The 24764-nt window shown below is 67.6% G+C and carries 25 protein-coding genes; 10 read left to right on the plus strand and 15 right to left on the minus strand.

Annotated features, from left to right (window positions below; all coding sequences use genetic code 11):
* Nucleotides 1-2: 2 nt before the first annotated feature.
* The gene (uvrB, locus tag AB0N59_RS12955) at nucleotides 3-2072 is read right to left on the minus strand and encodes an excinuclease ABC subunit UvrB (protein WP_363483828.1); all 2070 of its coding nucleotides are present in this window, start codon (nucleotides 2070-2072) and stop codon (nucleotides 3-5) included.
* Between the two features lie 176 nt (nucleotides 2073-2248).
* Between uvrB and AB0N59_RS12960 the strand changes: the two genes are divergently transcribed.
* Entirely contained in the window at nucleotides 2249-2869 is a 621-nt protein-coding gene (locus tag AB0N59_RS12960) for a DUF4126 domain-containing protein (protein ID WP_363483831.1), read from the plus strand.
* Here the strand turns inward: AB0N59_RS12960 and AB0N59_RS12965 are convergent.
* The 3 genes from AB0N59_RS12965 to rpsA all read right to left on the minus strand — a co-directional run bounded on the left by AB0N59_RS12965 (nucleotide 2842) and on the right by rpsA (nucleotide 5766).
* Nucleotides 2842-3624, minus strand: a complete 783-nt coding sequence (locus AB0N59_RS12965) for a GNAT family N-acetyltransferase (protein WP_363483834.1) — start codon at nucleotides 3622-3624, stop codon at nucleotides 2842-2844. The two genes, AB0N59_RS12960 and AB0N59_RS12965, sit on opposite strands and share 28 nt — an antisense overlap.
* A complete protein-coding gene (coaE, locus tag AB0N59_RS12970; RefSeq protein WP_363483837.1) occupies nucleotides 3621-4223 on the minus strand; it encodes a dephospho-CoA kinase in 603 nt (200 codons plus the stop codon). Before coaE ends, AB0N59_RS12965 begins: the two co-directional genes overlap by 4 nt.
* Before the next feature lie 88 nt (nucleotides 4224-4311).
* Nucleotides 4312-5766 (minus strand): 30S ribosomal protein S1, encoded by a 1455-nt coding sequence (gene rpsA / locus AB0N59_RS12975; protein WP_204973926.1) that lies wholly within the window; start codon nucleotides 5764-5766, stop codon nucleotides 4312-4314.
* A 186-nt stretch (nucleotides 5767-5952) separates the two neighbouring features.
* Here rpsA and AB0N59_RS12980 point away from each other — a divergent pair, with 186 nt between their 5' ends.
* Nucleotides 5953-6876, plus strand: a complete 924-nt coding sequence (locus AB0N59_RS12980; protein ID WP_363483842.1) for a 5'-3' exonuclease — start codon at nucleotides 5953-5955, stop codon at nucleotides 6874-6876.
* A 14-nt stretch (nucleotides 6877-6890) separates the two neighbouring features.
* Here the strand turns inward: AB0N59_RS12980 and AB0N59_RS12985 are convergent, their stop codons facing one another.
* Both AB0N59_RS12985 and trpD read right to left on the minus strand, forming a co-directional pair.
* Nucleotides 6891-7880, minus strand: a complete 990-nt coding sequence (locus AB0N59_RS12985) for a PHP domain-containing protein (protein WP_363483845.1) — start codon at nucleotides 7878-7880, stop codon at nucleotides 6891-6893.
* A gap of 16 nt (nucleotides 7881-7896) precedes the next feature.
* Entirely contained in the window at nucleotides 7897-8961 is a 1065-nt protein-coding gene (gene trpD / locus AB0N59_RS12990) for an anthranilate phosphoribosyltransferase (RefSeq protein WP_363483848.1), read from the minus strand.
* Nucleotides 8962-9247: 286 nt separating this feature from the next.
* Between trpD and AB0N59_RS12995 the strand changes: the two genes are divergently transcribed.
* From AB0N59_RS12995 to AB0N59_RS13025, 7 genes are all read left to right on the plus strand, one after another.
* The gene (locus tag AB0N59_RS12995; RefSeq protein ID WP_239528311.1) at nucleotides 9248-9805 is read left to right on the plus strand and encodes a heme-copper oxidase subunit III; all 558 of its coding nucleotides are present in this window, start codon (nucleotides 9248-9250) and stop codon (nucleotides 9803-9805) included.
* A gap of 20 nt (nucleotides 9806-9825) precedes the next feature.
* Nucleotides 9826-10659, plus strand: coding sequence for a cytochrome c (locus AB0N59_RS13000; protein ID WP_363483851.1), 834 nt, complete (start codon nucleotides 9826-9828; stop codon nucleotides 10657-10659).
* A gap of 36 nt (nucleotides 10660-10695) precedes the next feature.
* Nucleotides 10696-11775 carry a Rieske 2Fe-2S domain-containing protein gene (locus tag AB0N59_RS13005; protein WP_204973935.1) on the plus strand — a complete coding sequence of 360 codons (1080 nt, stop codon included), beginning with the start codon at nucleotides 10696-10698 and terminating at the stop codon, nucleotides 11773-11775.
* Nucleotides 11772-13583 (plus strand): ubiquinol-cytochrome c reductase cytochrome b subunit, encoded by a 1812-nt coding sequence (locus tag AB0N59_RS13010; RefSeq protein WP_363483856.1) that lies wholly within the window; start codon nucleotides 11772-11774, stop codon nucleotides 13581-13583. Before AB0N59_RS13005 ends, AB0N59_RS13010 begins: the two co-directional genes overlap by 4 nt.
* A gap of 81 nt (nucleotides 13584-13664) precedes the next feature.
* Entirely contained in the window at nucleotides 13665-13958 is a 294-nt protein-coding gene (locus AB0N59_RS13015) for a hypothetical protein (RefSeq protein WP_363483859.1), read from the plus strand.
* A 41-nt stretch (nucleotides 13959-13999) separates the two neighbouring features.
* The gene (locus tag AB0N59_RS13020; RefSeq protein WP_363483862.1) at nucleotides 14000-14221 is read left to right on the plus strand and encodes a hypothetical protein; all 222 of its coding nucleotides are present in this window, start codon (nucleotides 14000-14002) and stop codon (nucleotides 14219-14221) included.
* 2 nt (nucleotides 14222-14223) lie between these two features.
* Nucleotides 14224-14643, plus strand: a complete 420-nt coding sequence (locus tag AB0N59_RS13025) for a rhodanese-like domain-containing protein (protein ID WP_363483865.1) — start codon at nucleotides 14224-14226, stop codon at nucleotides 14641-14643.
* A gap of 64 nt (nucleotides 14644-14707) precedes the next feature.
* On the opposite strand, the gene AB0N59_RS13030 is transcribed toward AB0N59_RS13025, so the two are convergent.
* From AB0N59_RS13030 to AB0N59_RS13050, 5 genes are all read right to left on the minus strand, one after another.
* A complete protein-coding gene (locus AB0N59_RS13030) occupies nucleotides 14708-15130 on the minus strand; it encodes a cytochrome c oxidase subunit 4 (RefSeq protein WP_204973941.1) in 423 nt (140 codons plus the stop codon).
* A gap of 3 nt (nucleotides 15131-15133) precedes the next feature.
* Nucleotides 15134-16858: a cytochrome c oxidase subunit I gene (gene ctaD / locus AB0N59_RS13035; protein ID WP_363483869.1), complete on the minus strand. Its 1725-nt coding sequence runs from the start codon at nucleotides 16856-16858 to the stop codon at nucleotides 15134-15136.
* Nucleotides 16859-16861: 3 nt separating this feature from the next.
* Nucleotides 16862-17755: a cytochrome c oxidase subunit II gene (gene coxB, locus AB0N59_RS13040; RefSeq protein ID WP_363483872.1), complete on the minus strand. Its 894-nt coding sequence runs from the start codon at nucleotides 17753-17755 to the stop codon at nucleotides 16862-16864.
* Between the two features lie 89 nt (nucleotides 17756-17844).
* Nucleotides 17845-18213 carry an iron-sulfur cluster insertion protein ErpA gene (erpA, locus tag AB0N59_RS13045; RefSeq protein WP_071643050.1) on the minus strand — a complete coding sequence of 123 codons (369 nt, stop codon included), beginning with the start codon at nucleotides 18211-18213 and terminating at the stop codon, nucleotides 17845-17847.
* Nucleotides 18214-18323: 110 nt separating this feature from the next.
* The gene (locus AB0N59_RS13050; protein WP_363483875.1) at nucleotides 18324-19736 is read right to left on the minus strand and encodes a dipeptidase; all 1413 of its coding nucleotides are present in this window, start codon (nucleotides 19734-19736) and stop codon (nucleotides 18324-18326) included.
* 44 nt (nucleotides 19737-19780) lie between these two features.
* Between AB0N59_RS13050 and AB0N59_RS13055 the strand changes: the two genes are divergently transcribed.
* A complete protein-coding gene (locus AB0N59_RS13055; RefSeq protein ID WP_363483878.1) occupies nucleotides 19781-20341 on the plus strand; it encodes a DUF3043 domain-containing protein in 561 nt (186 codons plus the stop codon).
* Between the two features lie 33 nt (nucleotides 20342-20374).
* Here AB0N59_RS13055 and AB0N59_RS13060 read toward each other — a convergent pair whose 3' ends face one another.
* The 4 genes from AB0N59_RS13060 to AB0N59_RS13075 are packed head-to-tail and all read right to left on the minus strand — an operon-like array spanning nucleotide 20375 to nucleotide 24680.
* Entirely contained in the window at nucleotides 20375-21394 is a 1020-nt protein-coding gene (locus AB0N59_RS13060; protein WP_363484251.1) for a quinone-dependent dihydroorotate dehydrogenase, read from the minus strand.
* Between the two features lie 12 nt (nucleotides 21395-21406).
* Nucleotides 21407-21883, minus strand: a complete 477-nt coding sequence (nrdR, locus tag AB0N59_RS13065; protein ID WP_363483881.1) for a transcriptional regulator NrdR — start codon at nucleotides 21881-21883, stop codon at nucleotides 21407-21409.
* 30 nt (nucleotides 21884-21913) lie between these two features.
* The gene (gene hisD / locus AB0N59_RS13070; protein ID WP_363483884.1) at nucleotides 21914-23227 is read right to left on the minus strand and encodes a histidinol dehydrogenase; all 1314 of its coding nucleotides are present in this window, start codon (nucleotides 23225-23227) and stop codon (nucleotides 21914-21916) included.
* 4 nt (nucleotides 23228-23231) lie between these two features.
* Nucleotides 23232-24680 carry a hypothetical protein gene (locus tag AB0N59_RS13075; protein WP_363483887.1) on the minus strand — a complete coding sequence of 483 codons (1449 nt, stop codon included), beginning with the start codon at nucleotides 24678-24680 and terminating at the stop codon, nucleotides 23232-23234.
* Nucleotides 24681-24764 lie beyond the last annotated feature (84 nt).

The raw sequence follows: 24764 nt of genomic DNA on the forward strand, positions 1-24764 counted from the left end.
GCTCAGGCGTGCCCCGCGCGCTCCATCGCCCGCAGCTCCTTCTTCAGGTCCTGCACCTCATCACGCAGACGGGCGGCCAGCTCGAATTTCAGCTCGCTGGCGGCCGCCAGCATCTGATCGGAGAGGTCGGCGATCGTGTCCTCGAGCTGCGCAGCACCCTCCGCCGCGATGCCCGTGCGTCGCAGGTTCGGCGTGGGCGACTTGCCCTTCCCGCTCTTGTTCCGCGCCGACCGCATGTCAGCAGTGTCGGCCGCCTCGCGGGCGAGCACCTCGGTGATGTCTGCAATCCGCTTGCGCAGGGGCTGCGGGTCGATGCCGTTCTCTTTGTTGTAGGCGATCTGCTTCTCGCGACGTCTGTCGGTCTCCTCGATGGCTTTCGCCATCGAATCCGTCATGTTGTCGGCGTACATGTGCACCTGGCCAGAGACGTTTCGCGCGGCGCGACCGATGGTCTGGATCAGCGACGTCCCCGAGCGCAGGAAACCCTCCTTGTCGGCGTCGAGGATCGCCACCAGCGACACTTCTGGAAGGTCGAGCCCCTCGCGAAGCAGGTTGATGCCGACGAGCACGTCGTAGACGCCCGCCCGCAGCTCACTGAGAAGCTCGACGCGACGGAGAGTGTCGACGTCTGAGTGCAGATAGCGCACCCGCACGCCGTGCTCGCCCAGGAAGTCCGTCAGCTCCTCTGCCATCTTCTTCGTGAGCGTCGTGACCAGCACGCGCTCGTCTCGCTCGACCCGCAGGCGGATCTCCTCCAGCAGATCGTCGATCTGGCCCTTGGACGGCTTCACGATGATCTCGGGGTCGACGAGCCCGGTCGGGCGGATGATCTGCTCGACCACGCCATCGGCGATGCCCATCTCGTACTTGCCAGGGGTGGCCGAGAGGTAGACCGTCTGGCCGATGCGGTTCTTGAACTCGTCCCAGCGCAGCGGACGGTTGTCCATCGCGCTGGGCAGGCGGAAGCCGTGCTCGACGAGCGTGCGCTTGCGCGAGGCGTCGCCCTCGTACATCGCGCCGATCTGCGGCACGGTGACGTGCGACTCGTCGATCACCAGCAGGAAGTCGTCGGGGAAGAAGTCGAGCAGCGTGTGCGGCGGCTCGCCGGGGGCACGTCCGTCCATATGGCGCGAGTAGTTCTCGATGCCCGAGCAGAAACCGAGCTGCTGCAGCATCTCGATGTCGAACGTCGTGCGCATGCGCAGCCGCTGCGCCTCGAGCAGCTTGCCCTGGCGCTCGAGCTCGGCCAGCCGCTGCTCGAGCTCGTGCTCGATGGTGCCGATGGCGCGCTGCACCACGTCGGTGCCCGCAACATAGTGCGATGCAGGGAAGATCGGCACGGAGTCGAGCTTGGCGATGACCTCGCCGGTGAGCGGGTGCAGAGAATACAGAGCCTCGATCTCGTCGCCGAACAGCTCGATGCGGATCGCGTGCTCTTCGTACACCGGGATGATCTCGATCGTGTCGCCTCGCACACGGAAGTTGCCGCGCGAGAAGTCGACGTCGTTGCGGTTGTACTGCATGGCGATGAACTGGCGGATGAGAGCGTCGCGGTCGTAGCGCTCCCCCACCTGCAGCGCGACCATGGCACGCAGGTACTCCTCGGGGGCGCCGAGGCCGTAGATGCACGACACGGTCGAGACCACGACGACATCTCGGCGGCTGAGCAGCGAGTTCGTCGTCGAATGCCTCAGACGCTCCACCTCGGCGTTGACCGAGGAGTCCTTCTCGATGAAGGTGTCGGTCTGGGGCACGTATGCCTCGGGCTGGTAGTAGTCGTAGTACGACACGAAGTACTCGATCGCATTGTTCGGCATGAGCTCGCGGAACTCGTTGGCGAGCTGGGCGGCCAGCGTCTTGTTGTGCGCCATGACCAGGGTCGGGCGCTGAACCTGCTCGATGAGCCATGCGGTCGTCGCGGACTTTCCCGTGCCGGTCGCGCCGAGCAGCACGACATCCGTCTCGCCGGCGTTGATGCGCGCCGCGAGTTGCGCGATGGCCTGCGGCTGGTCGCCGGCCGGCATGTACTCGCTGACGACCTCGAAGGGGCGAACGCTGCGCGTGGGTTGCATCCCACCAGCCTACGAGCACCCTCCGACACTTCGTCTCGCTGCGCTCGCTCAGCGCACCGCGCTTCGTCTCGCTGCGCTCGCTCAGCGCACCGCACTTGGTCTCGCCGCGCTCGCTCAGCGCAGCGCATCGAGGGCGGGCTCGGCGCGTCCCATCCGGCCGGGCCTAGAGTGTGACCGTGATCGAGTTCATCATCGGCAGCAGCCTCGCCGCCAGCGCCGGGCTGAACGCCTGGATGCCCCTCTTCCTGCTCGGCCTGTCCGACCGACTGCTTCCGGCGGTCGATCTCCCCGGCGGCTGGTCGTGGCTGTCGAGCGACATCGCGCTCTGGATCGTCGGCGCTCTGCTGGTGCTCGAGATCGTCGCAGACAAGATCCCGGCGCTCGACTCGATCAACGACATCGTGCAGAGCATCCTGCGTCCGGCATCGGGCGGCATCGCCTTCGGGGCCGGCGCCAGCGCGCAGACCGTGGCCGTCGACGACCCCTCCGCCTTCTTCTCCGAGAGCACCTGGGCGCCGATCGTCGCGGGAATCGCGATCGCACTGATCGTCCACGTCGTGAAGGCGACCGGACGCCTGGCCGCGAACACCGCGACGGCGGGCCTCGCCGCTCCCGTCCTCAGCACCGTCGAAGACGGTGCGTCCTTCGCACTCGCCGCCGCCGCCATCGTCGTCCCGGTGCTCGCACTGCTTCTGCTGATCGGCCTGATCGTGGCCGCCGTGCTGATCGTCCGTCGGGCTTCGCGCCGGCGACGCGAGCGGACCACGCGTCAGCCGGGCGGAGGCGTCCAGACGTAAGGCGTGGTGGTCGACACCCTCACCAGCCCCGCCCGCTCAAGGATGGGTCGCGAGAACTCGGTCGAGTCCGACTGCAGGTAGCGCTTGCCCAGGGTCAGAGCCGCGCGTGCGCGTTCAGCCGTCAGCGCGCGGTAGATGCCGCGCCCCCGCCACTCCGGCAGCGTCGCACCGCCCCACAGCCCCGCGAACTCCGTGTTCTCGACCGGTTCCAGACGTCCCGCGCTGATGACCTCTCCCCCGGCGACGGCCGCCCACAGCTGCAGGGAGTCGTCGACGCGCAGCCGTCGCATCGTCGCGTCGGCGCGCGAGCGCCACTCGGAATCGCCGAAGACACGGCCCTGCATGCGCTCCATCGCGAGCACCTCATCGTCAGTCGTCGCACGACGCAGCTCGACTCCGTCGGGAAGCGGCACATCCTGCACGAGCAGGGCGGCCTCGCCGACCATGATCGACTCGGCGTCCTCAGGTTCGAAACCGCGCGCCATCAGCGCGTCGGTCAACCCCGTCGCACGATCGTGCGCCCGGGTCTTCCACTCGACCGATCGGATGCCGGGGCGTGACGCGAAATGCTCCAGTGCGGCGTCGACGAGGCCGCCGAGGTCGGTCGAATCGAGGTCACGGCCGCTGATGAAGCCCCTTCCGCCGTCGAACTCGGCCAGCAGCAGCGGTCCGAACTCGACAGCATCGACTGCGTGCGCAGCCTCAGGCCGGCCGCGCAGCTGGCTGTCGTAGGCCGCCAGGTACCGTCCGATCATGCTGGCTGCACCAGTGAGGCCCAGAGGGCGTCGACCTGCGCGAGCGTGTCGTCCATGCTTCCGGACGTGTCGATCACGACATCCGCGATCGCGCGACGCTCCTCGTCCGACACCTGAGCGCCGATCCGGCGACTCGCGTCGTCCTCGTCCATCCCCCGCAGGTGGACCATCCGACGCACACGTTCGTCAGCGGGGGCGTCGGCGACCACGATGAGATCCCAGGGGTCGTCGACCCTCGCTTCCACCAGCAGGGGCACGTCGTACACGACGACCGAGGCGGGGTCGGTCGAGAGCGCTGCCGCGAACCTCCTGTGCGACTCCGCCCGCACGGCCGGATGCACGATCGCGTTCAGCCGCTGCAGGGCTGCCTCATCTCCGAAGACGCGCGCACCGAGGGCGGCGCGATCCAGCGCACCGTCGGCGGTGAGCACATCACGGCCGAACTCCGCGACGATCGCCTCCAGCACGGGACCGCCGGGCTGCTGCACCTCGCGCACGATCGCGTCAGCGTCGATGACGGTCGCACCGTGCTCGGCGAGACGGGCGGCTACGGTCGACTTTCCCGAGGCGATGCCGCCGGTGAGTGCGATGAGTGGCATCTCCCCATCCTGGCACCGCTCGTCGTGCCGGATACGCGGAACGGGCCGCCACCCGAAGGTGACAGCCCGTTCCTGACGTGATCAGTGATCAGCTGTTGCCGCCCGAGAGCTTCTCGCGCAGCGCGGCGAGAGCCTCGTCGTCGGCCAGGGTGCCGGCACCGGTCGAGTCGCTCGAGAACGTCTGCGCACCGAAGTCGTCGCCCGCTGCGGCCTCGGCCTCGGCGGCCTTGACGACCTGAGCCTTGTGAGCCTCCCAGCGGGTCTGAGCAGCGGCGTACTCCTGCTCCCAGGCCTCGCGCTGGGCGTCGAAGCCTTCCTTCCATGCACCGGTCTCGGCGTCGAAGCCCTCCGGGTACTTGTACTCGCCGTTCTCGTCGTACTCGGCGAGCATGCCGTACAGAGCCGGGTCGAACTCGGTGCCGTTGGGGTCAACCGACTCGTTGGCCTGCTTCAGCGACAGCGAGATGCGGCGGCGCTCCAGGTCGATGTCGATGACCTTGACGAAGACCTCTTCGCCGACCGACACGACCTGCTCAGCCAGCTCGACGTGCTTGCTCGAGAGCTCGGAGATGTGCACGAGGCCCTCGATGCCGTCTGCGACGCGCACGAACGCACCGAAGGGGACGAGCTTGGTGACCTTGCCCGGTGCGATCTGACCGATCGCGTGGGTGCGAGCGAAGACCTGCCACGGGTCCTCCTGGGTCGCCTTCAGCGACAGCGAGACGCGCTCGCGGTCGAGGTCGACCTCGAGGATCTCGACGGTGACCTCCTGGCCCACCTCGACGACCTCGGAGGCGTGCTCGATGTGCTTCCACGAGAGCTCGGAGACGTGCACGAGGCCGTCCACGCCGCCCAGGTCGACGAACGCACCGAAGTTGACGATCGACGAGACGACACCCTTGCGGACCTGACCCTTGTGCAGGTTGTTCAGGAACGTGGTGCGCGACTCCGACTGCGTCTGCTCGAGCAGGGCGCGGCGGCTGAGCACCACGTTGTTGCGGTTCTTGTCGAGTTCGAGGATCTTGGCCTCGAGCTCCTGACCGAGGTACGGCGTGAGGTCGCGGACGCGGCGCAGCTCGATGAGCGACGCGGGCAGGAAGCCGCGCAGTCCGATGTCGACGATGAGGCCGCCCTTGACGACCTCGATGACGGTGCCGGTGACGACGCCGTCGTTCTCCTTGATCTTCTCGACATCGCCCCAGGCGCGCTCGTACTGCGCACGCTTCTTGGAGAGGATCAGACGGCCTTCCTTGTCCTCCTTCTGGAGAACGAGGGCCTCGACCTGGTCGCCGACGGCGACGACCTCGTTGGGGTCGACGTCGTGCTTGATGGAGAGCTCGCGCGAGGGGATGACACCCTCGGTCTTGTAGCCCACGTCGAGCAGAACCTCATCGCGGTCGATCTTGACGATCGTGCCCTCGATGATGTCGCCGTCGTTGAAGAACTTCAGGGTCTTCTCGACCGCGGCCAGGAAGTCCTCAGCAGAGCCGATGTCGTTGATCGCGACCTGCTTGGTGGCCGGGGCGGTCGTTGCGCTAGTCATGTAGTGGGTTGTCCTTGTGAATGGATGATCGGGCTTCGACGGCCGGCGCGCACGCCGGGATCAGTCCTCGAAGCGGTTGGATTGTGAGTGCGATGCCACGAGGGCAGGCACAGGCCCGCCACGAGTGACACTTCAGATTATCAGATCCACCCGAGCTGCGCTCCCCTCTCCTCCTATGCTGGAGCCGTGACCGAACGACTGATGCTGCTCGACACCGCCAGCCTGTACTTCCGGGCGTTCTTCGGGGTGCCCGACAAGGTGAAGGCACCGGACGGATCGTCGGTGAATGCGACCCGCGGACTGCTCGACATCATCGCCAAGCTCGTGACGCTGTACCAGCCGTCCCAGATGATCGCGTGCTGGGACGACGACTGGCGTCCGCAGTGGCGCGTCGATCTCATCCCGAGCTACAAGGCGCATCGCGTCGTCGAGGAGGTCGCCGCGTCTCCCGATGTCGAGGAGGTTCCGGATGCCCTGCAGCAGCAGATCCCGCTGATCCGCGAGGCACTCGGCGTGCTCGGCATCCCGATCATCGGCGTGGCCGAGCATGAGGCCGACGACGTCATCGGCACCCTGGCGACGCATGCCGCCCTTCCCGTGGACATCGTCACCGGGGACCGCGACCTGTTCCAGCTCGTCGACGACAGCCGCGACGTGCGCGTGATCTACACCGCCCGCGGAATGAGCAACCTCGAGATCATCACCGACGAGACCGTGGTCGCCAAATACGGCGTGCTCCCCTCGCAGTACGCCGACTTCGCGACCATGCGCGGCGACGCATCCGACGGCCTCCCCGGGGTCAAGGGCATCGGCGAGAAGACCGCCGCCACCCTGCTCCGCGCACACGCAGACCTCGCCGGCATCCGTGCCGCGGCAGCCGAGGGACTGCTCTCGGCGACTGCGTCCGCCCGCTTCGCGGAGGCCTCCGACTACCTCGACGTGGCGCCGACCGTCGTCGAGGTCGCGACCGACCTCGACATCGCCGCCCCCGGGACTGCGCTGGGCGACCTGTCCGCGGCCGATCGGGAGGCCGCAGAGGCCCTGGCCGAGCAGTGGAACCTGGGCACGTCGATGAGCCGTGCGCTCAGCGCCCTGGCATCCGGGGACTGAGTCGCAGCCGATGCTCAGCCGCGCGCCCAGGCGCGCAGCCGTTCCAGGCCCCAGGTCGTGACGATGCGCTCAGCCGGCACACCAGCCGCCTCGGCGCGCTCCGCCCCGTGATCGATCAGCGAGAGCTGGCCCGGAGCGTGGGCATCGGAGTCGATCGAGAACAGGCATCCCTCCTGGAGGGCGATCGCGATCAGATCGTCCGGCGGGTCCTGCCGCTCGGGCCGCGAGTTGATCTCGACGGCGACGCCGTTCTCGGCGCACGCGGCGAAGACCGCCCTCGCATCGAACTCGGAGCGCGGCCGCGTGCCGCGTGATCCTTCGACGAGCCGACCCGTGCAGTGCCCGAGCACGTTCACCCTGGGATCTGCGACGGCGGCGAGCATCCGACGCGTCATCGGAGCGGAGTCCATGCGCAGCTTCGAGTGCACCGACGCGACCACGATGTCGAGTGCGTCGAGCATCTCGTCGGTCTGATCGAGCGCTCCGTCCTCGAGGATGTCGACCTCGATGCCGGCCAGCACCGTCAGCCCGGCGCCCGACTGGGCGCGAACCAGCGGGATCTGCTCTCGCAGCCGCTCGACCGACAGGCCGCGCGCGACCTTCAATCGCGGCGAATGGTCGGTGATGGCCACGTACTCGTGGCCGAGTGCGCGCGCGGCGGCCACCATGGCCTCGATCGGGGTCGTGCCGTCTGACCAGTCCGTATGGCTGTGAAGATCGCCCTTCAGCCGCGCCCGCAGCGCGGAACGCCGCTCGGGCTCGACCTCGCCGCGCAGCTCGATCAGGTAGTCCGGCACCTGTCCCTGCTGCGCCTGCCTGATCACGGCGAACGTCGAGTCGCCGATGCCCTTCTGCGCCTTCAGCAGAGTGGCATCGTCGAGGATCTCGGGCGGCAGGGACGCCACGACCGCCGCGGCCTGTCGGAACGCCTTGGCCCGGTACCGCGACGCACGCTCGCGCTCGAGCAGAGCGGCGATCTCGAGCAGGGCCTCGGCGGCGTCCATGACTGATCCGCTCCGCTCAGGCGGGCAGCGGCTCCCGTGTGACCTGCACCCACTGATCCAGCTTCGCCGTGGCGCGCCCGTCATCGATGACGGCCGAAGCGCGCTCGTACGCGGCACGCAGACGCTCCACGATCGGCACCTGCGTGAGGGTCGAATCGTGCGACAGCTCGTATGCGACGATGCCCGCCGCCGCATTCAGCAGCACGATGTCGCGCACGGCGCCCCTCTCGCCGGCGAGGGTGCGGCGCAGCACCGTGGCGTTGTGCTCGGGCGAACCGCCGACGAGGTCGTCGAGATCGGCCAACGGGATGCCGAGGTCGCGAGGGTCGAGGTCGTGCTCGTGGATGTCTCCCCGCGTCACCTCCCAGATCCTGCTGTGGCCCGTGGTGGTCAGCTCATCGAGTCCGTCGTCACCGCGGAAGACCAGCGCCGTGGCGCCCCGGGTGCGGAACACCCCGGTGATCAGCGGAACCCGATCCAGCTGCGCGACGCCGACGGCGTTCGCCTCGGCCCTTGCCGGATTGCAGAGCGGGCCGAGCATGTTGAAGACGGTCGGCACCGCGAGTTCGGATCGGGCGGCTCCGGCGTGCTTGAACCCGGGGTGGAAGGCCGCCGCCCACGCGAAGGTGATGCCGGTGCGCTCGAGAGCGGCAGCGACCCGCTCGGGGTCGAGAGAGATGTCCAGTCCGAGCGCCGCGAGCACATCGGACGAGCCGGACGAAGAGCTGGCCGCCCGATTGCCGTGCTTGACGACGGGGATCCCCGATGCCCCGATGATGATCGCGGCGGTCGTGGAGATGTTGACCGTGCCGATCCGGTCGCCGCCCGTGCCGACGATGTCCAGCACGTCGGAGGACACCGGCAGGGGCACAGCCGCCTCGAGGATGGCGTCACGGAATCCGACGATCTCGTCGACGGTCTCGCCTTTCGCGCGCAACGCGATGAGGAAGCCGGCGAGCTGGGCATCAGACACCTTGCCCCGCATGACCTGGCGCATGGCCCAGGTCGACTCCCACACGCTCAGATCACGGCGGTTCAGCAATGTCGAGAGGAGATCGGGCCAGGTCAGGGTGTCAGCCATGACTGCGATCCTAATCGCGGCGGGATGATGCCGATTCGAGATGACGATGTGCGCACATCCTCTGAACAGGGGTTCTCCGCGGGATGAAGGCACATTCGCAGGTACTTCTTAGGTTCTCCTTAGTCGCAGGACAGCGAGACAGGCCACGTCGGTGCGAGAATCCCCGCACGGAATCGGCCATAATGGTCAGGTGACCACCTCAGCGACGTATGCCCCGGCGGCAAGAACCATCAAGCGCCCCAATCCGGTCGCTGTCGGCACCATCGTGTGGCTCGGCAGCGAAGTCATGTTCTTCGCGGGACTCTTCGCGATCTACTTCACGCTGCGCAGCACCTCCCCCGAGCTGTGGGCCGACCGCACCGAGCTGCTGAACGTCGTGTTCGCAGCCGTGAACACCGCGATCCTGGTCGCGTCGTCGTTCACCTGCCAGATGGGTGTGTTCGCCGCTGAAGACCTGCAGCCGTACCGCATCGACAAGGGCCGGGTGAACGCCTTCGGCCGCCGCCGCCTGTTCGGGTGGGGCATGGTCGAGTGGTTCTGGCTCACCTTCATCCTCGGCGCGATCTTCGTCAGCGGTCAGGTCTGGGAGTACGCCCAGCTCGTGGCCGAGGGCATGCCGATCCAGGCCGACTCGTACGCTTCCGCGTTCTACCTCACGACCGGCTTCCACGCGCTGCACGTCACCGGCGGCCTCATCGCCTTCGTGCTGGTCATCGGCCGCGCCTACGCCGTCAAGAACTTCGGCCACAAGGAGGCGACCTCCTCGATCGTCGTGTCGTACTACTGGCACTTCGTCGACGTCGTCTGGGTCGCCCTGTTCGCCGTCATCTACTTCCTGAAATAAGAGCGGAGCGATTTCCCGAAATGGCACGAGAGAAGAAGCACCGCTCACGCGGTCGCCGCAGTCCACTCGCCGCTGCCGCCCTGATCGGCGCCGGCCTGCTGCTCACCGGCGGCGTGTACGCCGGAGCATCGGCTGCGATGGCATCCACCACCGATGCGCAGACCAGCGCGACGGCAGAGCTGACCGTGGAGGACGGCGAGAAGCTGTTCACGGCGAACTGCGCGACCTGCCACGGCCTCGACATGCAGGGCACCACCGAGGGCCCGAGCCTCGTCGGCGTCGGTGAGCTCTCCGTCGAGTTCCAGCTGGCCACGGGCCGCATGCCGCTGCAGATGCAGGGCCCGCAGGCCCCGCAGAAGAAGCCGCAGTTCACCGACGCGCAGATCCGCGCGATGGCCGCGTACGTGCAGAGCGTCGCGCCCGGGCCGAACTACCCGCAGGACTGGGTCACCGCCGGCGAAGAGAACCCCGACAACGCGCAGGACGAGGTCGACATCGCGCACGGTGCGGAGCTGTTCCGCATCAACTGCGCCATGTGCCACAACGTCGCCGCCGCCGGTGGTGCTCTGACCGAGGGCAAGTACGCCCCCGCGCTGACCTCGACCAGCCCCCTGCACATCTACGCGGCCATGGTCACCGGCCCGCAGAACATGCCGGTCTTCGGCGACATGAACCTGAGCACCGAAGACAAGCGCGACATCATCGCCGCGCTCGTCTACCAGCAGGAGGCCGTGCAGATCGGCGGCTTCACGCTCGGCTCGCTCGGCCCCGTGTCCGAGGGCCTGTTCATCTGGATCTTCGGAATCGGCGCGCTCGTCGCCCTCACCGTGTGGATCACGGCGAAGTCCAACTGACGCACTTTCATCGAAGAGTTACGTACGAGGAGCACCATGGCACACGACGACGACACGCAGGCTCTTGAGAGGGCCTACCAGCCCTCACGGGGGCTGGGCGTCGCAGTCAGCGATCCTGCGGAGAACCCGGGACTGCCGCCACACCGTGAGCGGATGACCGACAAGGACCCGCGCGCCGAGAAGGCTGCGGTCCGCACGGTCTACACCCTGTTCTACCTGTCGCTCGCTGGCAGCATCTGGGCGGTCGCCGCATACATGCTGTTCCCGATCGAGAGCGGCCTGGCGATCGACATCCGCCACAACAACATGTACATCGGCATCGGCATCGCCTTCGCGCTGCTGGCGCTCGGCATCGGCGCGATCCACTGGTCGAAGGCGCTGATGTCCGACAAGGAGTACATCGAGCACCGGCACCCCACCCGCGGCAAGGACCTCACCCGCGAGGCGGCGGTCAAGGCGTTCTCGGACGCGAACGACGACTCCGGCTTCGGTCGCCGCACCGTGATCCGCAACTCGCTGATCGCCGCGGTCATCGCATCGATCCTCCCCGGCGTGACGCTGTTCCGCGGTCTCGCACCGCACAACAACTCGCACGGCAACCCCATCGCCGGCGACCCGGTGGCGCTGCTGAAGCACACCATGTGGGAGAAGGGCATGCGCCTGGCCCGCGACCCGGAGGGCACGCCCATCCGCGCGGCTGACGTCACCCTCGGCTCCGCGTTCCACGTGATCCCCGAGCCGCTCGCCGAGCTCGGTCACCACGACGGCTACATGGAAGAGAAGGCCAAGGCCATCGTGCTTCTCATGCGTCTGCGTCCCGAGCAGCTCATCGAGGCCGAGGACCGCAAGGACTGGTCGTACGACGGCATCGTCGCGTACTCCAAGGTCTGCACCCACGTCGGCTGCCCCGTCGCCCTGTACGAGCAGCAGACCCACCACCTGCTGTGCCCGTGCCACCAGTCGCAGTTCGACGTCACGGACCACGCCAAGGTCATCTTCGGCCCGGCTGCCCGCCCGCTGCCGCAGCTGCCCATCGCCGTCGACGATGAGGGCTACCTCATCGCGCAGCGCGACTTCACCGAACCCGTCGGCCCGAGCTTCTGGGAGCGTCATTGAGCACCGCAACTCTTAAAGAGGACAACAAGCAGAAGCCCCTGGGCGGACGCTTCATCGGCGCGACGGCGAACTACCTCGACGAGCGCACCAGCATGTCGGGCTTCGTCAAGGAGCTCGGTCGCAAGATCTTCCCCGACCACTGGTCGTTCATGCTGGGTGAGATCGCACTGTGGGCGTTCGTGGCCGTGTTCCTCTCGGGCACGTTCCTGACGTTCTTCTTCCAGGCGTCGATGGCGCCCACCCACTACACGGGTGCATACGCTCCGCTGCGCGGCGTCGAGATGACCGCCGCCTTCGAGTCCGCACTCCGCATCTCGTGGGACATCCGCGGTGGCCTCCTGGTGCGCCAGATCCACCACTGGGCCGCTCTCGTGTTCATCGCGGGCATCGGCATCCACATGCTTCGCGTGTTCTTCACGGGCGCGTTCCGCAAGCCTCGCGAGCTCAACTGGGTGATCGGCTTCGTGCTGTTCATCCTGGCTCTGGCCGAGGGCTTCACCGGCTACTCGCTTCCCGACGACCTGCTCTCGGGCAACGGTCTGCGCATCATCGACGGCATGATCAAGGGCCTCCCGCTGATCGGAACGTGGACCTCGTTCCTCATCTTCGGCGGCGAGTTCCCCGGCGACGACATCGTCGGACGCCTCTACACGATGCACATCCTGCTGCTTCCGCTGCTGGTCATCGGCATGATCGTGCTGCACCTCATGCTCATGATCGTGAACAAGCACACCCAGTTCGCCGGCCCCGGCCGCACGAACGACAACGTGGTCGGCTACCCGATGATGCCGGTCTACATGTCGAAGATGGGCGGCTTCTTCTTCATCGTCTTCGGCGTGATCGTGCTGATCGCCTCGTTCTTCCAGATCCTTCCGTTCTGGGACTACGGCCCCTACGACCCGTCCCCGATCTCGGCCGGCACGCAGCCTGACTGGTACATCGGCTTCGCGGACGGTGCTCTGCGTCTCGCTCCCCCGCACCTCGATGTTCCGCTCGGCAACTTCACGCTGTCGCTGGGCATCGTGATCCCCGTGCTCGTGCTCGGACTGTTCATCGTCGTCGTGGCGCTGTACCCGTTCATCGAGGCATGGATCACCGGCGACAAGCGCGAGCACCACCTCGCAGACCGTCCGCGCAACGCTCCGACCCGCACCGCGATCGGCGTCGCCGGCATGATCTTCTACGCCGTGCTGTGGGCTGCCGCCTCGTCCGACCTGATGGCCACCCACTTCATGCTGACGATGGAGGGCGTGATCCACGCGCTCCAGGCACTGCTGTTCGTCGGCCCGGTTCTCGGATACTTCGTCACGAAGCGCATCTGCATCGCGCTGCAGAAGAAGGACCGCGAGATCGTGCTGCACGGATACGAGTCGGGCCGCATCGTCCGCCTGCCTGGTGGCGAGTTCATCGAGGTGCACCAGCCGGTCGACGTGTACGACCGCTGGAAGCTCATCGACTACACCACCTACGAGCCGCTTGTCGTTCGCCCGAATGCGAAGGGCCGTATCCCGTGGCATGAGAACCTGCGCAGCTCGATCTCGCGCTGGTTCTACGAGGACCGCCTCCAGCCGCTCACTCAGGCCGAGATCGTCGCCGCGGACGCGCACCAGCACCACACGCTGGCGCACGACGAGGAGATCGAGGCAGCTGAGATCGCGGGTGCTCATGAGCGCGCCGGCGTCACCTCCGACGACCAGATCGCTCCGGCTGACCTTCACGTCGGCGAGACGCCGAACACCCCGAGCTCGGTGATCGCCAAGGAGCCGGCCAAGCCGCGCAAGCGCAAGAAGTCAGAGGACGGCGAGTAAGCCGCACTCCCCCATGAACGAGGGCCCGTCCGTTTTCGGACGGGCCCTCGTTCGTCTTCCTGCATAGCTAGGCTGGAGGGCGTGTCTTCGTCCTTCGTCGTGCGGACGGCGCGCGATACCGATGCCGAGCGGATCACCGCGATCGAAGCGGACGCGGATCGGATGCTCATCGATCTGTTCCAGGCCGAGGCCTGGCCCGCGCCGGACAGCGCTGCCCTTCGACTCAGAGCTCCTGGCACTGTACTCGTCTGTGCGTCGCCGTCGCACGATGTCGTGGGCTTCGCCCATCTTCTCGAACAGGACGGGCATGCGCACCACGAGCAGCTCTCGGTGCTCCCCCGCCTCGGTCGCCGCGACTCGGTCGCATGCTCGTGAGTGCGGTGCTGCGCGAGGCCGGCGCCCGAGGGCATCGAGAGGTGACGCTTCGCACATACGCGGACGTGCCCTGGAACGCGCCCTTCTACACCAGCTGCGGGTTCGTCGAGACAGAGCGGCGCACCGCGTTCCTTCGCCGCCTGATCGACGTCGAGGAGAGTCTGGGTATTTCGCAGCACGGGCGTCGTCTGCAGATGACCGCAGCCGTGGAATCTCCGGCGTCACGGGAGGATGAGCTCGGCGAGGCGCGCAGTACCCTGTGAGCATGACGGATCGACAGGAGTTCTTCTCCGCCAAGCTTCAGTACGAGACCGACCCGAGCGACGTGTACGCCGCGCAGAAGGCGGCAGCTCCGATCGTGATCGTCGATGTCCGGTCAGATGAGGCGTGGGCCCAAGGTCGCATCGCCGGCGCCGTGCACATGCATTACAGCGAGATCGCGGTGCGCGCCCCCGCGGAGATCCCGCAGGACGCGGAGGTCGTCGTGTACTGCTGGAGCCCCGGCTGCAATGCGGGCGCAAAAGGCGCGCTCGAGTTCGCGAAGCTCGGATACGCGGTCCGCGAGATGATCGGTGGATTCGAGTACTGGGTGCGCGAAGGGTATCCGATCACGGATCACGACGGTGTTCATCGTCGTCCGATCGACCCGCTCACGGGCGTGCCTCGTGTGCGCACTCGCTCCTGATGCCCCGTGCCACGACGAAGGCCCCCTGGATGGATCCAGGGGGCCTTCGCGCGAAACGGACGCGTCAGCGCGCGAAGTGGCCGCGGTAGTACTCGTACACCCAGCCGACGATCGCCACGAGGAAGATCGCGAAGCCGATGGGGAGCAGGAAGTGACCGACCGCGAGACCGAGCAGGAACACCGCCGCGGAACCCGCGAGAACCAGCGGCCACCACGACCACGGAGAGAACTCACCGAGCTCGGGGTCTCCGTCATCGATGTCTGCGGTCAGCACGTCCTCAGGCAGCTCGCCGCCCTGCGCCTTGTAGGTGCGGTGCAGGTACACGGCGATCATGGCGCTCATGAACGCGACGAACAGCAGGGCCACCGTGCCCACCCACTCCACGTAGCCGTGGAAGGGGTCCACCAGGTTCCAGACGGTGTAGATGGCGGCAGCGATCGTGAAGAACACGACCAGGATCCACCACAGGATGACATTGCTGCGCATGACTTACTTGACCTCTCCCGCTGCGACACCGACCGGGTGCTCAGCAGCCTCCGGGTGGTTCAGATCGAATGCCGGACGCTCGCTGCGGATGCGCGGGATCGACGTGAAGTTGTGACGCGGGGGCGGGCACGAGGTCGCCCACTCGAGCGATGCACCGTAGCCCCACGGGTCGTTGACGGTGACCTTCGGAGCCTTGCGGGCCGTGATCCACACGTTCAGGAAGAACGGCAGCATCGATGCGCCGAGGATGATGGCACCGATCGTGGAGACCTGGTTGCCCCACTCCCAGTTGTCGTACGAGGAGTAGTCGGCGTAACGGCGCGGCATGCCGTCGACGCCCAGCCAGTGCTGCACGAGGAACGTCATGTGGAAGCCGATGAAGAGCATCCAGAAGTGGATGTAGCCGAGGCGCTCGTTGAGCATGCGCCCGGTCCACTTCGGCCACCAGAAGTAGAAGCCGGCGAACATCGCGAAGACGACGGTTCCGAAGACGACGTAGTGGAAGTGGGCGACGACGAAGTACGAGTCGCTGAGGTGGAAGTCCAGCGGCGGCGCCGCGAGGATCACACCGGTCAGACCACCGAACACGAACGACACGAGGAATCCGAGGGCGAACACCATCGGGGTCTCGAACGTGATCGAGCCGCGCCACATGGTTCCGATCCAGTTGAAGATCTTCACGCCGGTCGGGACGGCGATGAGCATCGTCATCAGAGCGAAGAACGGCAGCAGGACACCACCGGTCACGTACATGTGGTGAGCCCACACGGCGACCGAGAGCGAGGCGATCGCGATGGTCGCGTAGACCAGCGTCTTGTAACCGAAGATCGGCTTGCGGCTGAACACCGGGAAGATCTCGGAGACGATGCCGAAGAACGGCAGCGCGATGATGTACACCTCAGGGTGACCGAAGAACCAGAACAGGTGCTGCCACAGCAGCACGCCGCCGTTGGCCACGTCGTAGACGTGCGATCCGAGCACGCGGTCGGCCGCGGCGGCCAGGATGGCCGCGGCGAGCACCGGGAACGCCATCAGGATCAGAAGGCTGGTGATCAGCGTGTTCCACGAGAAGATCGGCATGCGCCACATGGTCATGCCGGGTGCGCGCATCGTGATGATCGTGGTGATGAAGTTCACCGCACCGAGGATCGTGCCGAAGCCGGAGAGGCCGAGGCCCAGCATCCAGAGGTTGCCGCCCACACCGGGCGAGAACGACGAGTTGGCGAGCGGCTGGTACGCGAACCATCCGAACGACGCCGCACCCTGCGGGGTGAGGAAGCCGGCGACGGCCATGACCGAGCCGAACGTGAACAGCCAGAAGGCGAACGCGTTCAGACGCGGGAAGGCGACGTCGGGAGCTCCGAGCTGAAGAGGCAGGATCGCGTTGGCGAAGCCGGCGAACAGAGGGGTCGCGAACATCAGCAGCATGATCGTGCCGTGCATCGTGAACAGCTGGTTGTACTGCTCCTTCGTCGGCACGATCTGCATGCCGGGTGCGAAGAGCTCTGCGCGGATGATCAGCGCCATCACACCGCCGAGCAGGAAGAACAGCACCGAGGCGATCAGATACATGTACCCGATCGTCTTGTGGTCGGTGGAGGTGATCCACTTGACGATGATGTTGCCCTTCTCCTCCACACGGGAGGAGGTGAGCAGAGCCGCCTGACGAGGAGGCAGCGTGGTCGGACGGGCGCCCGGCACCGTGGTGGGTTCAGCTGTGGTGGTCATGGCTTACTCCTCTTCCTCGGGGTGGGTGCTGGCACCGTTCCCGGGGAGGTTGCTGAGTCTGTCGTAGGCGTCGGTGATATCGCCCGTGTTGCCCTGCTCGCGCAGGTCTTCGATGTACGCGTCGTACTCGTCCTGCTCGACGACCTTCACGTTGAAGAGCATCATCGAGTGGTACTCGCCGCAGAGCTCGGCGCACTTGCCGTCGTACTCGCCGACACGCTCCGGGATGAAGGACCAGGAGTTGTCCTTGCCGATGTACATGTCCTTCTTGTAAAGGAAGTCGATGATCCAGAAGGAGTGGATCACGTCGCGCGACTGCAGGTCGATCGTGACCTTCTTGCCGACCGGAAGCACCAGCGTCGGAAGCTTCTCGCGGTCGATGTCGCCGGCCTCGTCGGGGTCTGCCTGGACGCCCATGGTCCACACGGCATCCTCTTCGTCTTCGGCGCCGTACTGGAAGTCCCACGCCCACTGCTTGGCGATCGCGGTGATCTCGACGTCGGGCTCATCCCACTGCGTCTCGATCGCGGTCTGGTCGCGGGCCGTGAAGAAGAACATGCCCAGCACGAGGATCAGCGGGATCACCGTGTAGAGGATCTCGATGGGCATGTTGTAGCGCAGCTGGACCGGAAGACCGGTCTGGCCCGCGCGGCGGCGGTACATGACGAGCGCCCAGGCCATGAGCGCCCAGGTGATGACACCCACGGCGAGCAGGACGACCCAGGACGTGACCCACAGCCCAGAGACCGTCTCGGTCTGGTTGGTCGTGGGGGTGCCGTCTTCGACGAAGCCCGGAAGGAATCCATTGAGTTCGGTGGGAGTACATCCCGCCAGGGCCACAGCTGCCGCTGCTCCCAGCGGGAGCGCGGCCCAACGAAGGCGGCGTTTCGAGGGCACGATGCACCTTTCAGATCTCGGACAGGAGCAGACTCAAGTCTAGGGCAACCTCACACGCGATTCATGCCAACCACGCAGGTTGGCGCGCCTCAGTGGAAGCTGTCGCCGCAGGCGCAGCTGCCTGCGGCGTTGGGGTTGTCGATCGTGAACCCCTGCTCCGAGATGGTGTCCTTGAAGTCGATCGACGCACCGTCGAGGTACGGCACGCTCATGTTGTCGATGATGACCTCGACGCCGTCGAAGTCGACGGTCTCGTCGCCCTCGAGGTAGCGCTCGTCGAAGTACAGCTGGTAGATCAAACCAGAGCATCCGCCGGGCTGCACGGCCACGCGAAGGCGCAGGTCGTCGCGACCCTCCTGCTCGAGCAGGCTCTTCACCTTGAGAGCTGCGGCATCGGTCAGCGAGACGCCGTGGGCGGGGGCGGCGGTGGGCTCTGAGGTCAGGGTGGTGTCGCTCATCTCAACTCCTTGCAACGGGCAGCGCGGTCTCGCTGCTCGTGCTCGATTCTACCGCCGCAGGCGTCCGCCGGGCCGCGCTCGGCACCCCGGCGGACGTCTGCGGTGCGAGCTCAGGAGCCGGTGCGCTCGTTCATCCGCGCCAGCAGCAGCGCTTCGGTGCGGACCGCGTTGCGGAAGGTGTCGAGATGCAGCGACTCGTTGGGGCTGTGGGCCCGGGAGTGCGGGTCCTCGACGCCCGTCACCAGGATCTGGGCGCCCGGGAACTCGCGGACGAGATCGGCGATGAACGGGATCGATCCGCCGATGCCCAGGTCCACGGCGTCGACGCCGTACCCATCGCCCATCGCGCCACGGGTGAGCTCCACAGCCCAGCCCGAGGTGTCGACGAGGAAGCCGTCGCCCAGGTCGACGTCCGAGAAGGTGAGCTCGGCGCCGAACGGCGCGTGTGCGCGGAGGTGGCTCTCGAGCGCCGCATATGCGTCGGCGGCGCTCTGCCCGGGCGCGACACGCGCGCTGATGACGAGGCTGACCTCGGGCAGGAGGGTGTTGGATGCCGCGGCGACGCTCGTCACGTCCATACCGGTGATCGTGATCGACGGCTTGTTCCAGATGCGACCGTAGATGTCGTCTCGTCCCACCGGACTCACGCCGTCGAGCAGGCCCGTCTCCTCTCGGAGCGCCTGCTCCGAGTACTCGGGGGTCTGCGCCTCGCGGCTGGTCATGCCCTCCACGGCGACAGCGCCGTCGGCATCCCACATCGTCGCGAGCAGGGTGACCGCCGCCATCATGGCATCCGGAACCGCTCCTCCGAACATGCCCGAGTGAGACGCGTGCTCCAGGGTGCGGACGGTGAGGGTGAAGCGGGCGTTGCCCCGAAGAGACACGGTGAGACCGGGTGTCGTCGAATCGAGGTTGCCCGAGTCCGCGACGACAATGGCGTCGGCGCGCAGCGCGTCGGCGTTGTCGCGCAGGAAGCGGGCGAAGGAGCGCGAGCCGTACTCCTCCTCCCCCTCGATGAACATCGAGACGCCGAGGTCGAGATCGTCGCCCAGCACCTCGGCGACCGCACGCAGCGCCGCGATGTGCGCCATGATGCCGGCCTTGTCATCCGCGGCACCGCGACCGTACAGTCGTCCGTCACGCACGGTCGGCTCGAACGGAGGGGTCTCCCACAGCTCGTCGGCTCCGGGAGGCTGCACGTCGTGGTGCGCGTACAGCAGGATCGTCGGGCGGCCGTTCCTCGCCGCACGCGTGGCGAGCACCGCGGGCTGGCCGAGCTCTTCGGTGTCGTCGACGTTGGCGCGCAGCACGCGCACGTCGTCGAAGATCCCGACACCGCGCGCGAGCTCGGCGACCGCATCGGCCGAGCGCTGCAGCTGCGTCTGGTCGAACGCCGGCCACGCGATGCCGGGGATGCGCACCAGCGCGCCCAGGTCGGCCAGTGCGGACGGGATGCCGAGGGCCACGGCGTCGAGCAGCGCGGCCTCTGCGGCGGAGGAGACGGAGGATGCAGGGGATGTCATGCGAGTAATCTTAAGGTGAACCCGATTCCGAACTGAGGTCGAACGTGCCCAACCCCATCACCCCCGCCGACGACGCCCCTGAGACGCCCGCCGTGGGCAAGGGTCGCGCCACTCCGACTCGCGCCGAGCGCGAGGCGGCGAATCGCCGCCCCCTGGTCGCGAACACCAAGGAGGCGCGCGCCGCTGCCAAAGCCGACCTGCAGGCGCGGCGGAACCGGGCGCGCATCGGCATGGAGAACGGCGAGGACAAGTACCTCCCCGCCCGCGACCGCGGTCCGCAGCGACGCTGGGTGCGGGATTACGTCGACGCCGGCTGGCACATCTCCGAGTGGCTGATGGCCGCGATGCTCCTGGTGATCGTGCTGAGCCTCATCGACATCCGCGAGGTGCAGCTCTGGGCGATGGTCGGGCTGTGGGGCTTCATGCTGCTCGCGGTCGCCGACATGGTGCTTCTCAGCATCCGCGTCAAGAAGAAGGTCGCCGCGAAGTTCGGCCTCGAGCGCCGAGAGCGCGGCCTCGGCTGGTACGCCGCGATGCGCTCGCTTCAGATGCGCTTCATGCGCCTGCCGAAGCCGCAGGTCAAGCGCGGCCAGTACCCGGCCTGATCCGACGAGATCCTCTTCAGAGGCCTGTGCTGCTCAGCGGCGCAGGCCTCTGTTGATCTGCCTGGCCCACAGCGGGCCGCGATACAGGAACGCCGTGTACCCCTGCACGAGGGTGGCCCCGGCATCCAGCCGTCGCTGAACGTCTTCTGCGGTCTCCACTCCGCCGACGGCGATCACGCAGAAGTCGTCCGGCACGGCCGCCTTGACGACGGCGAGCACCTCGAGAGAGCGCTCCTTGAGCGGTGCACCCGACAGTCCGCCCGCTCCGGCGGCCTCGACGATCGCGCGCTCGGTGACGAGACCCTCTCGGGAGATCGTCGTGTTGTGCGCGATGATGCCTGCCAGCCCCTCGGCGACAGCCATGCGCGCGATCGCGTCGATCTCCTCGTCAGGGAGGTCGGGCGCGATCTTGACCAGAAGCGGCGTGTCACCCGCGGCCTGCTTGACGGCGCGCAGCAGCGGCGCGAGCGTCTCGACGGCCTGCAGGCCGCGCAGACCCGGAGTGTTCGGCGACGACACGTTGACCGCGAGGTAGTCGGCGAGGGGCGCGAGCCGGGCGGCCGAAGTGACGTAGTCGCCGATCGCGTCCTCCACGGCGACCACACGGCTCTTGCCGATGTTCACGCCGATCACCGCCCGCGGGGCGCGGCGACGAAGCGCCGTCAGCCTGCGCGCGGCGGCATCTGCTCCCTCGTTGTTGAAGCCCATGCGGTTTATGACGGCCCGATCGGCGACGAGACGGAACAGCCGCGGCTTCGGGTTGCCCTCCTGCGGAATCGCCGTGACGGTGCCGATCTCGACGTGACCGAAGCCGAGCGCGTCGAGTCCGCGCACACCGATGGCGTTCTTGTCGAAGCCCGCGGCGACGCCGAACGGCGAGGGGAAGACCAGGCCGAGAGCGTGCACCTGCTGCTCAGGCTGCGGTGCCGTCAGCGCACGGGCCGCCCACGAGAAGGGCGGCGCACCGAGGACGCGGATGACCGCCATGGCGGCGTGATGCGCGAACTCCGGGTCGAAGCGCGTGAGGACGTGGCGAAAGAGCAGTGAGTACATCACTGCCCAAGATTACCGGTCGTCCGATTCCGCCCCGGACGTCGCGTGGTCGGCGCGAAGATCCCCGATAGCCCGTTCGAAGTCCTCCAGCGAGTCGAACTCCTGGTAGACGCTGGCGAATCGCAGGTACGCGACCTCGTCGAGCTCCCGCAGCGGTCCGAGGATCGCGAGACCGATCTCGTTGGTGCCGAGCTGTGAGGCGCCCGTCTGCCGCACCGCCTCTTCGACCTTCTGTGCGAGCAGAGCGAGGTTCGCCTCTGTCACTGGACGCCCTTGGCAGGCCTTGCGAACTCCGGAGATGACCTTGTCGCGGCTGAAGGCCTCCATCACCCCCGAGCGCTTGATGACCATGAGGCTCGCCGTCTCGGTGGTCGAGAAGCGTCCGCCGCATTCGGGGCACTGCCGCCGACGACGGATCGACAGACCGTCGTCGCTGGTGCGCGAGTCGATGACGCGGGAGTCCGGATGCCGGCAGAAGGGGCAGTGCATGATCGGTCAGCCTACTCGCTCGGACTCAGCTCACCTGGGAGCGTCCCGGAAGCGCGCCTCCACCGCATCGCCGTGCGCGGGCAGCACCTCGGCGTTCGCGAGAGCGACGACGCCTGAGCGCACCTCGGCGAGGGCGGCGTGATCGTACTCGATGACCTGCTGCGGCCTGAGGAACGTGTACGCGCCGAGTCCGGCGGCGTAGCGCGCCTGTCCCCCGGTGGGAAGAACATGGTTGCTGCCCGCCATGTAGTCGCCGAGGCTGACGGGAGTCTGATCGCCGACGAACACCGCTCCGGCGCTGGTGAAGTGCGCCGCGGCCTCCGCTGCATCGACGAGGTGCAGCTCGAGGTGCTCCGGGGCGTAGGCGTTGCTGAAGGCCACGGCCATCTCGCGGTCGTCGACGAGCACGATCGCGGACTGCGGCCCGGCGAGGGCCTCCGCGACCCGGGCGGCGTGCATCGTGGTGGCGGCGAACTCCGCGACCTTCTCGGCCACCTGCTCGGCCAGGGCGGCCGAATCGGTCACGAGCACCGCCGACGCCTGTTCGTCGTGCTCGGCCTGACTGATCAGGTCTACGGCGATCAGAGAGGGATCGGCGTCGGCGTCGGCGACGATGAGGATCTCGGTCGCACCGGCTTCAGAGTCGGTTCCGACGACCCCGGCGACGACGCGCTTGGCTGACGCCACGTAGTTGTTGCCTGGGCCGGAGACGACGTCCACGGGGTCGAGTCCGATGTCGGAGACGCCATGCGCCAGCGCGCCGATGGCTCCGGCGCCCCCGATCGCATAGATCTCGTCTATGCCGAGAAGGGAGGCGGCGGCGAGGATCGTCGGGTGGACCCTGCCGCCGTGGGCCGCCTGCGGCGGGGAGGCGAGGGCGATGGAGGTGACGCCGGCGACCTGAGCGGGAACGACGTTCATCACGACGCTGGACGCCAGCGGCGCCTTGCCACCGGGGATGTACACGCCCGCCCTGGTGACCGGCTGCCACCGCTGAGTGATGCGAGCGCCCGCGCCGATCTCGGTGGTCTGCGGGGCGGGGACCTGAGCCGCTGAGCCGCGACGGACCCGGTCGATGGCCGCCTCGAGGGCCGCGCGCACGGCGGGGTCGACGGATGCCGCAGCTTCTGCCACGTGCTCTTCCGGAACGCGGATGGCGTGGCCGCTCACCCGATCGAAGCGCTCCGCCTGATCTCTCAGCGCGGTCTCGCCTGAGATGCGCACGGCTTCGACGATGGCCATGGCCGCCTCGAGCGCTTCGGCGCGAGCCTGAGCCGCTCGCGGGACCGCAGCCAGCATGTCAGCGGGAGAGAGCGACTGCCCTCGGAGGTCGATCGTGCGCACGTCCTCAGCCTTTCGTGATGTCGGAGATGTCGTGGAGGTAGCCGATACGGCCGTCTTCATGTCGCACGACATAGGCTCCGCCGCGGTCCTCGATCGCCAGCGCCCAAGCCGTCGGACCTATTCGGAACAGCGGCTCGCCCCGTTCGTCGAGTACGTCTCGCTCGGTCGGCGCGAGGATCCAGAACGGCTCCGGCCGGCTGGACGAAGGAGCGTAGGAGTCGGTGCCGACCGCCTGCTCCATGGGCTTCGTCTCGGTGGGCTCCGAGGGCTGCTCGTCGCGGCCGCGACGGAGCATCGGCTGCGCCTCGGAGTCGAGCGTGGACGTCTCTCCGGAGTCCGGGGAGAGCACTCCCCCGACTCCGGGGACGTCCGCACCGGAGATGCCATCTGGCGCCGTGTTGTGCTCGACCGAGCGGCGCGGGTTGGTGGTCTCGTCGACGGCGAAGATGTCGCGGAGCGCTTCCACCGCCGCGGTGTTGTAGAGCACCTCATCCTCGGGTTCGGTGGCGGGCTGCTCCGGCACCCTGTGCCCGGGCGCCGCAGTGTCGGCCTCGACGGGCAGGCGTGCGCTCGCGCTGGACTCTGCGCGGGCAGGATCGGCGGCGGCGCGCTCGTCGGGGATGACCACGGTCAGCGCCGTCTCCACGCGCGTATCGGCGGCGGGATCCATCGGGTCCTGCGTGGTGGGATCGTGGTCTGCCTCGCGGCGAGGTGCGTTTGACGCACCTGTCGCTGCCGGAGCGACTTCGCGCTCGCGCCGTGGTCGCGCGATCACCGGGCGGACGGGGTTGGCGTTGCGGTGCGCGAGGGTCTCGAGGCGACCGTGGAAATCCTCGCGCAGACGGGGCAGCAAGGGGCCGAACACGGTCACCGCGACGAGCACGAGCATCGCCAGCAGCCCGACGATCGCGGCCCATCCGATCAGGAAGGCACCGGTGGCGACCGTCGCTGCGATCTGCTGCCACAGCACCTGCGCCCACGCGACGGCGCCGACGGACGCCGCTACTGACGCGAACTGATCGATTCCGAGCGAGCCCACGCGCCGGATCCCCTCGGGCGAGAGGCGGCGCAGAACGACGAGGAACACGGCAGCGGTGGGCACCCCCATCATGAGGACCCAGTGGATGCCGCTGGTCCAGACGGTGTCGCCGATCGGGCCGATCGGGAAGAACGAGACGAGGAACCCGACGAGCCACGCACCGATGATGATCAGCTCGCGCAGAGTGAAGCCGAGGATGCCGTACTCGGGCTCGACCTGGTCTTCGTAGAGCACACCGTCATCCGGCTCGTCCTCGCCGTCCGGTCGCGGTTCATCATCGCCCGCCGGTGCGGTGAGGCCGGTCTCCCGCACGCTGTCCGCGTCGGCCTGCCAGTCGGCATCGCGTCCGGAGCCGGGGCGCACGCCATCACCCGACGAGTCGCCGGGTGCAGTGCTGGGCCTGTCGAAGCTCATCGAGCAGTCCTTTCCTTCACGGGTGGGGTCGCCACGCGAGTCATGATCCTACCCACCCGACCCTGGAGTTCGGTCGGTCGTTTC

The sequence above is a fragment of the Microbacterium sp. NPDC089321 genome, assembly GCF_040684935.1.
Classification (GTDB): domain Bacteria; phylum Actinomycetota; class Actinomycetes; order Actinomycetales; family Microbacteriaceae; genus Microbacterium.

Excerpts from the sequence above, each read along its gene's own strand:
- erpA (WP_071643050.1), bottom strand. The coding sequence starts at position 18,213 with ATGAGCGACACCACCCTGACCTCAGAGCCCACCGCCGCCCCCGCCCAC.
- AB0N59_RS12995 (WP_239528311.1), top strand. The coding sequence starts at position 9,248 with ATGTTCTTCGCGGGACTCTTCGCGATCTACTTCACGCTGCGCAGCACC.
- trpD (WP_363483848.1), bottom strand. The coding sequence starts at position 8,961 with ATGGCTGACACCCTGACCTGGCCCGATCTCCTCTCGACATTGCTGAAC.
- AB0N59_RS13060 (WP_363484251.1), bottom strand. The coding sequence starts at position 21,394 with ATGTACTCACTGCTCTTTCGCCACGTCCTCACGCGCTTCGACCCGGAG.
- AB0N59_RS13000 (WP_363483851.1), top strand. The coding sequence starts at position 9,826 with ATGGCACGAGAGAAGAAGCACCGCTCACGCGGTCGCCGCAGTCCACTC.
- AB0N59_RS12985 (WP_363483845.1), bottom strand. The coding sequence starts at position 7,880 with ATGGACGCCGCCGAGGCCCTGCTCGAGATCGCCGCTCTGCTCGAGCGC.
- AB0N59_RS12965 (WP_363483834.1), bottom strand. The coding sequence starts at position 3,624 with ATGATCGGACGGTACCTGGCGGCCTACGACAGCCAGCTGCGCGGCCGG.
- AB0N59_RS13025 (WP_363483865.1), top strand. The coding sequence starts at position 14,224 with ATGACGGATCGACAGGAGTTCTTCTCCGCCAAGCTTCAGTACGAGACC.
- coaE (WP_363483837.1), bottom strand. The coding sequence starts at position 4,223 with ATGCCACTCATCGCACTCACCGGCGGCATCGCCTCGGGAAAGTCGACC.
- AB0N59_RS13030 (WP_204973941.1), bottom strand. The coding sequence starts at position 15,130 with ATGCGCAGCAATGTCATCCTGTGGTGGATCCTGGTCGTGTTCTTCACG.
- nrdR (WP_363483881.1), bottom strand. The coding sequence starts at position 21,883 with ATGCACTGCCCCTTCTGCCGGCATCCGGACTCCCGCGTCATCGACTCG.
- AB0N59_RS13050 (WP_363483875.1), bottom strand. The coding sequence starts at position 19,736 with ATGACATCCCCTGCATCCTCCGTCTCCTCCGCCGCAGAGGCCGCGCTG.
- AB0N59_RS13075 (WP_363483887.1), bottom strand. The coding sequence starts at position 24,680 with ATGAGCTTCGACAGGCCCAGCACTGCACCCGGCGACTCGTCGGGTGAT.
- AB0N59_RS13005 (WP_204973935.1), top strand. The coding sequence starts at position 10,696 with ATGGCACACGACGACGACACGCAGGCTCTTGAGAGGGCCTACCAGCCC.
- rpsA (WP_204973926.1), bottom strand. The coding sequence starts at position 5,766 with ATGACTAGCGCAACGACCGCCCCGGCCACCAAGCAGGTCGCGATCAAC.
- ctaD (WP_363483869.1), bottom strand. The coding sequence starts at position 16,858 with ATGACCACCACAGCTGAACCCACCACGGTGCCGGGCGCCCGTCCGACC.
- uvrB (WP_363483828.1), bottom strand. The coding sequence starts at position 2,072 with ATGCAACCCACGCGCAGCGTTCGCCCCTTCGAGGTCGTCAGCGAGTAC.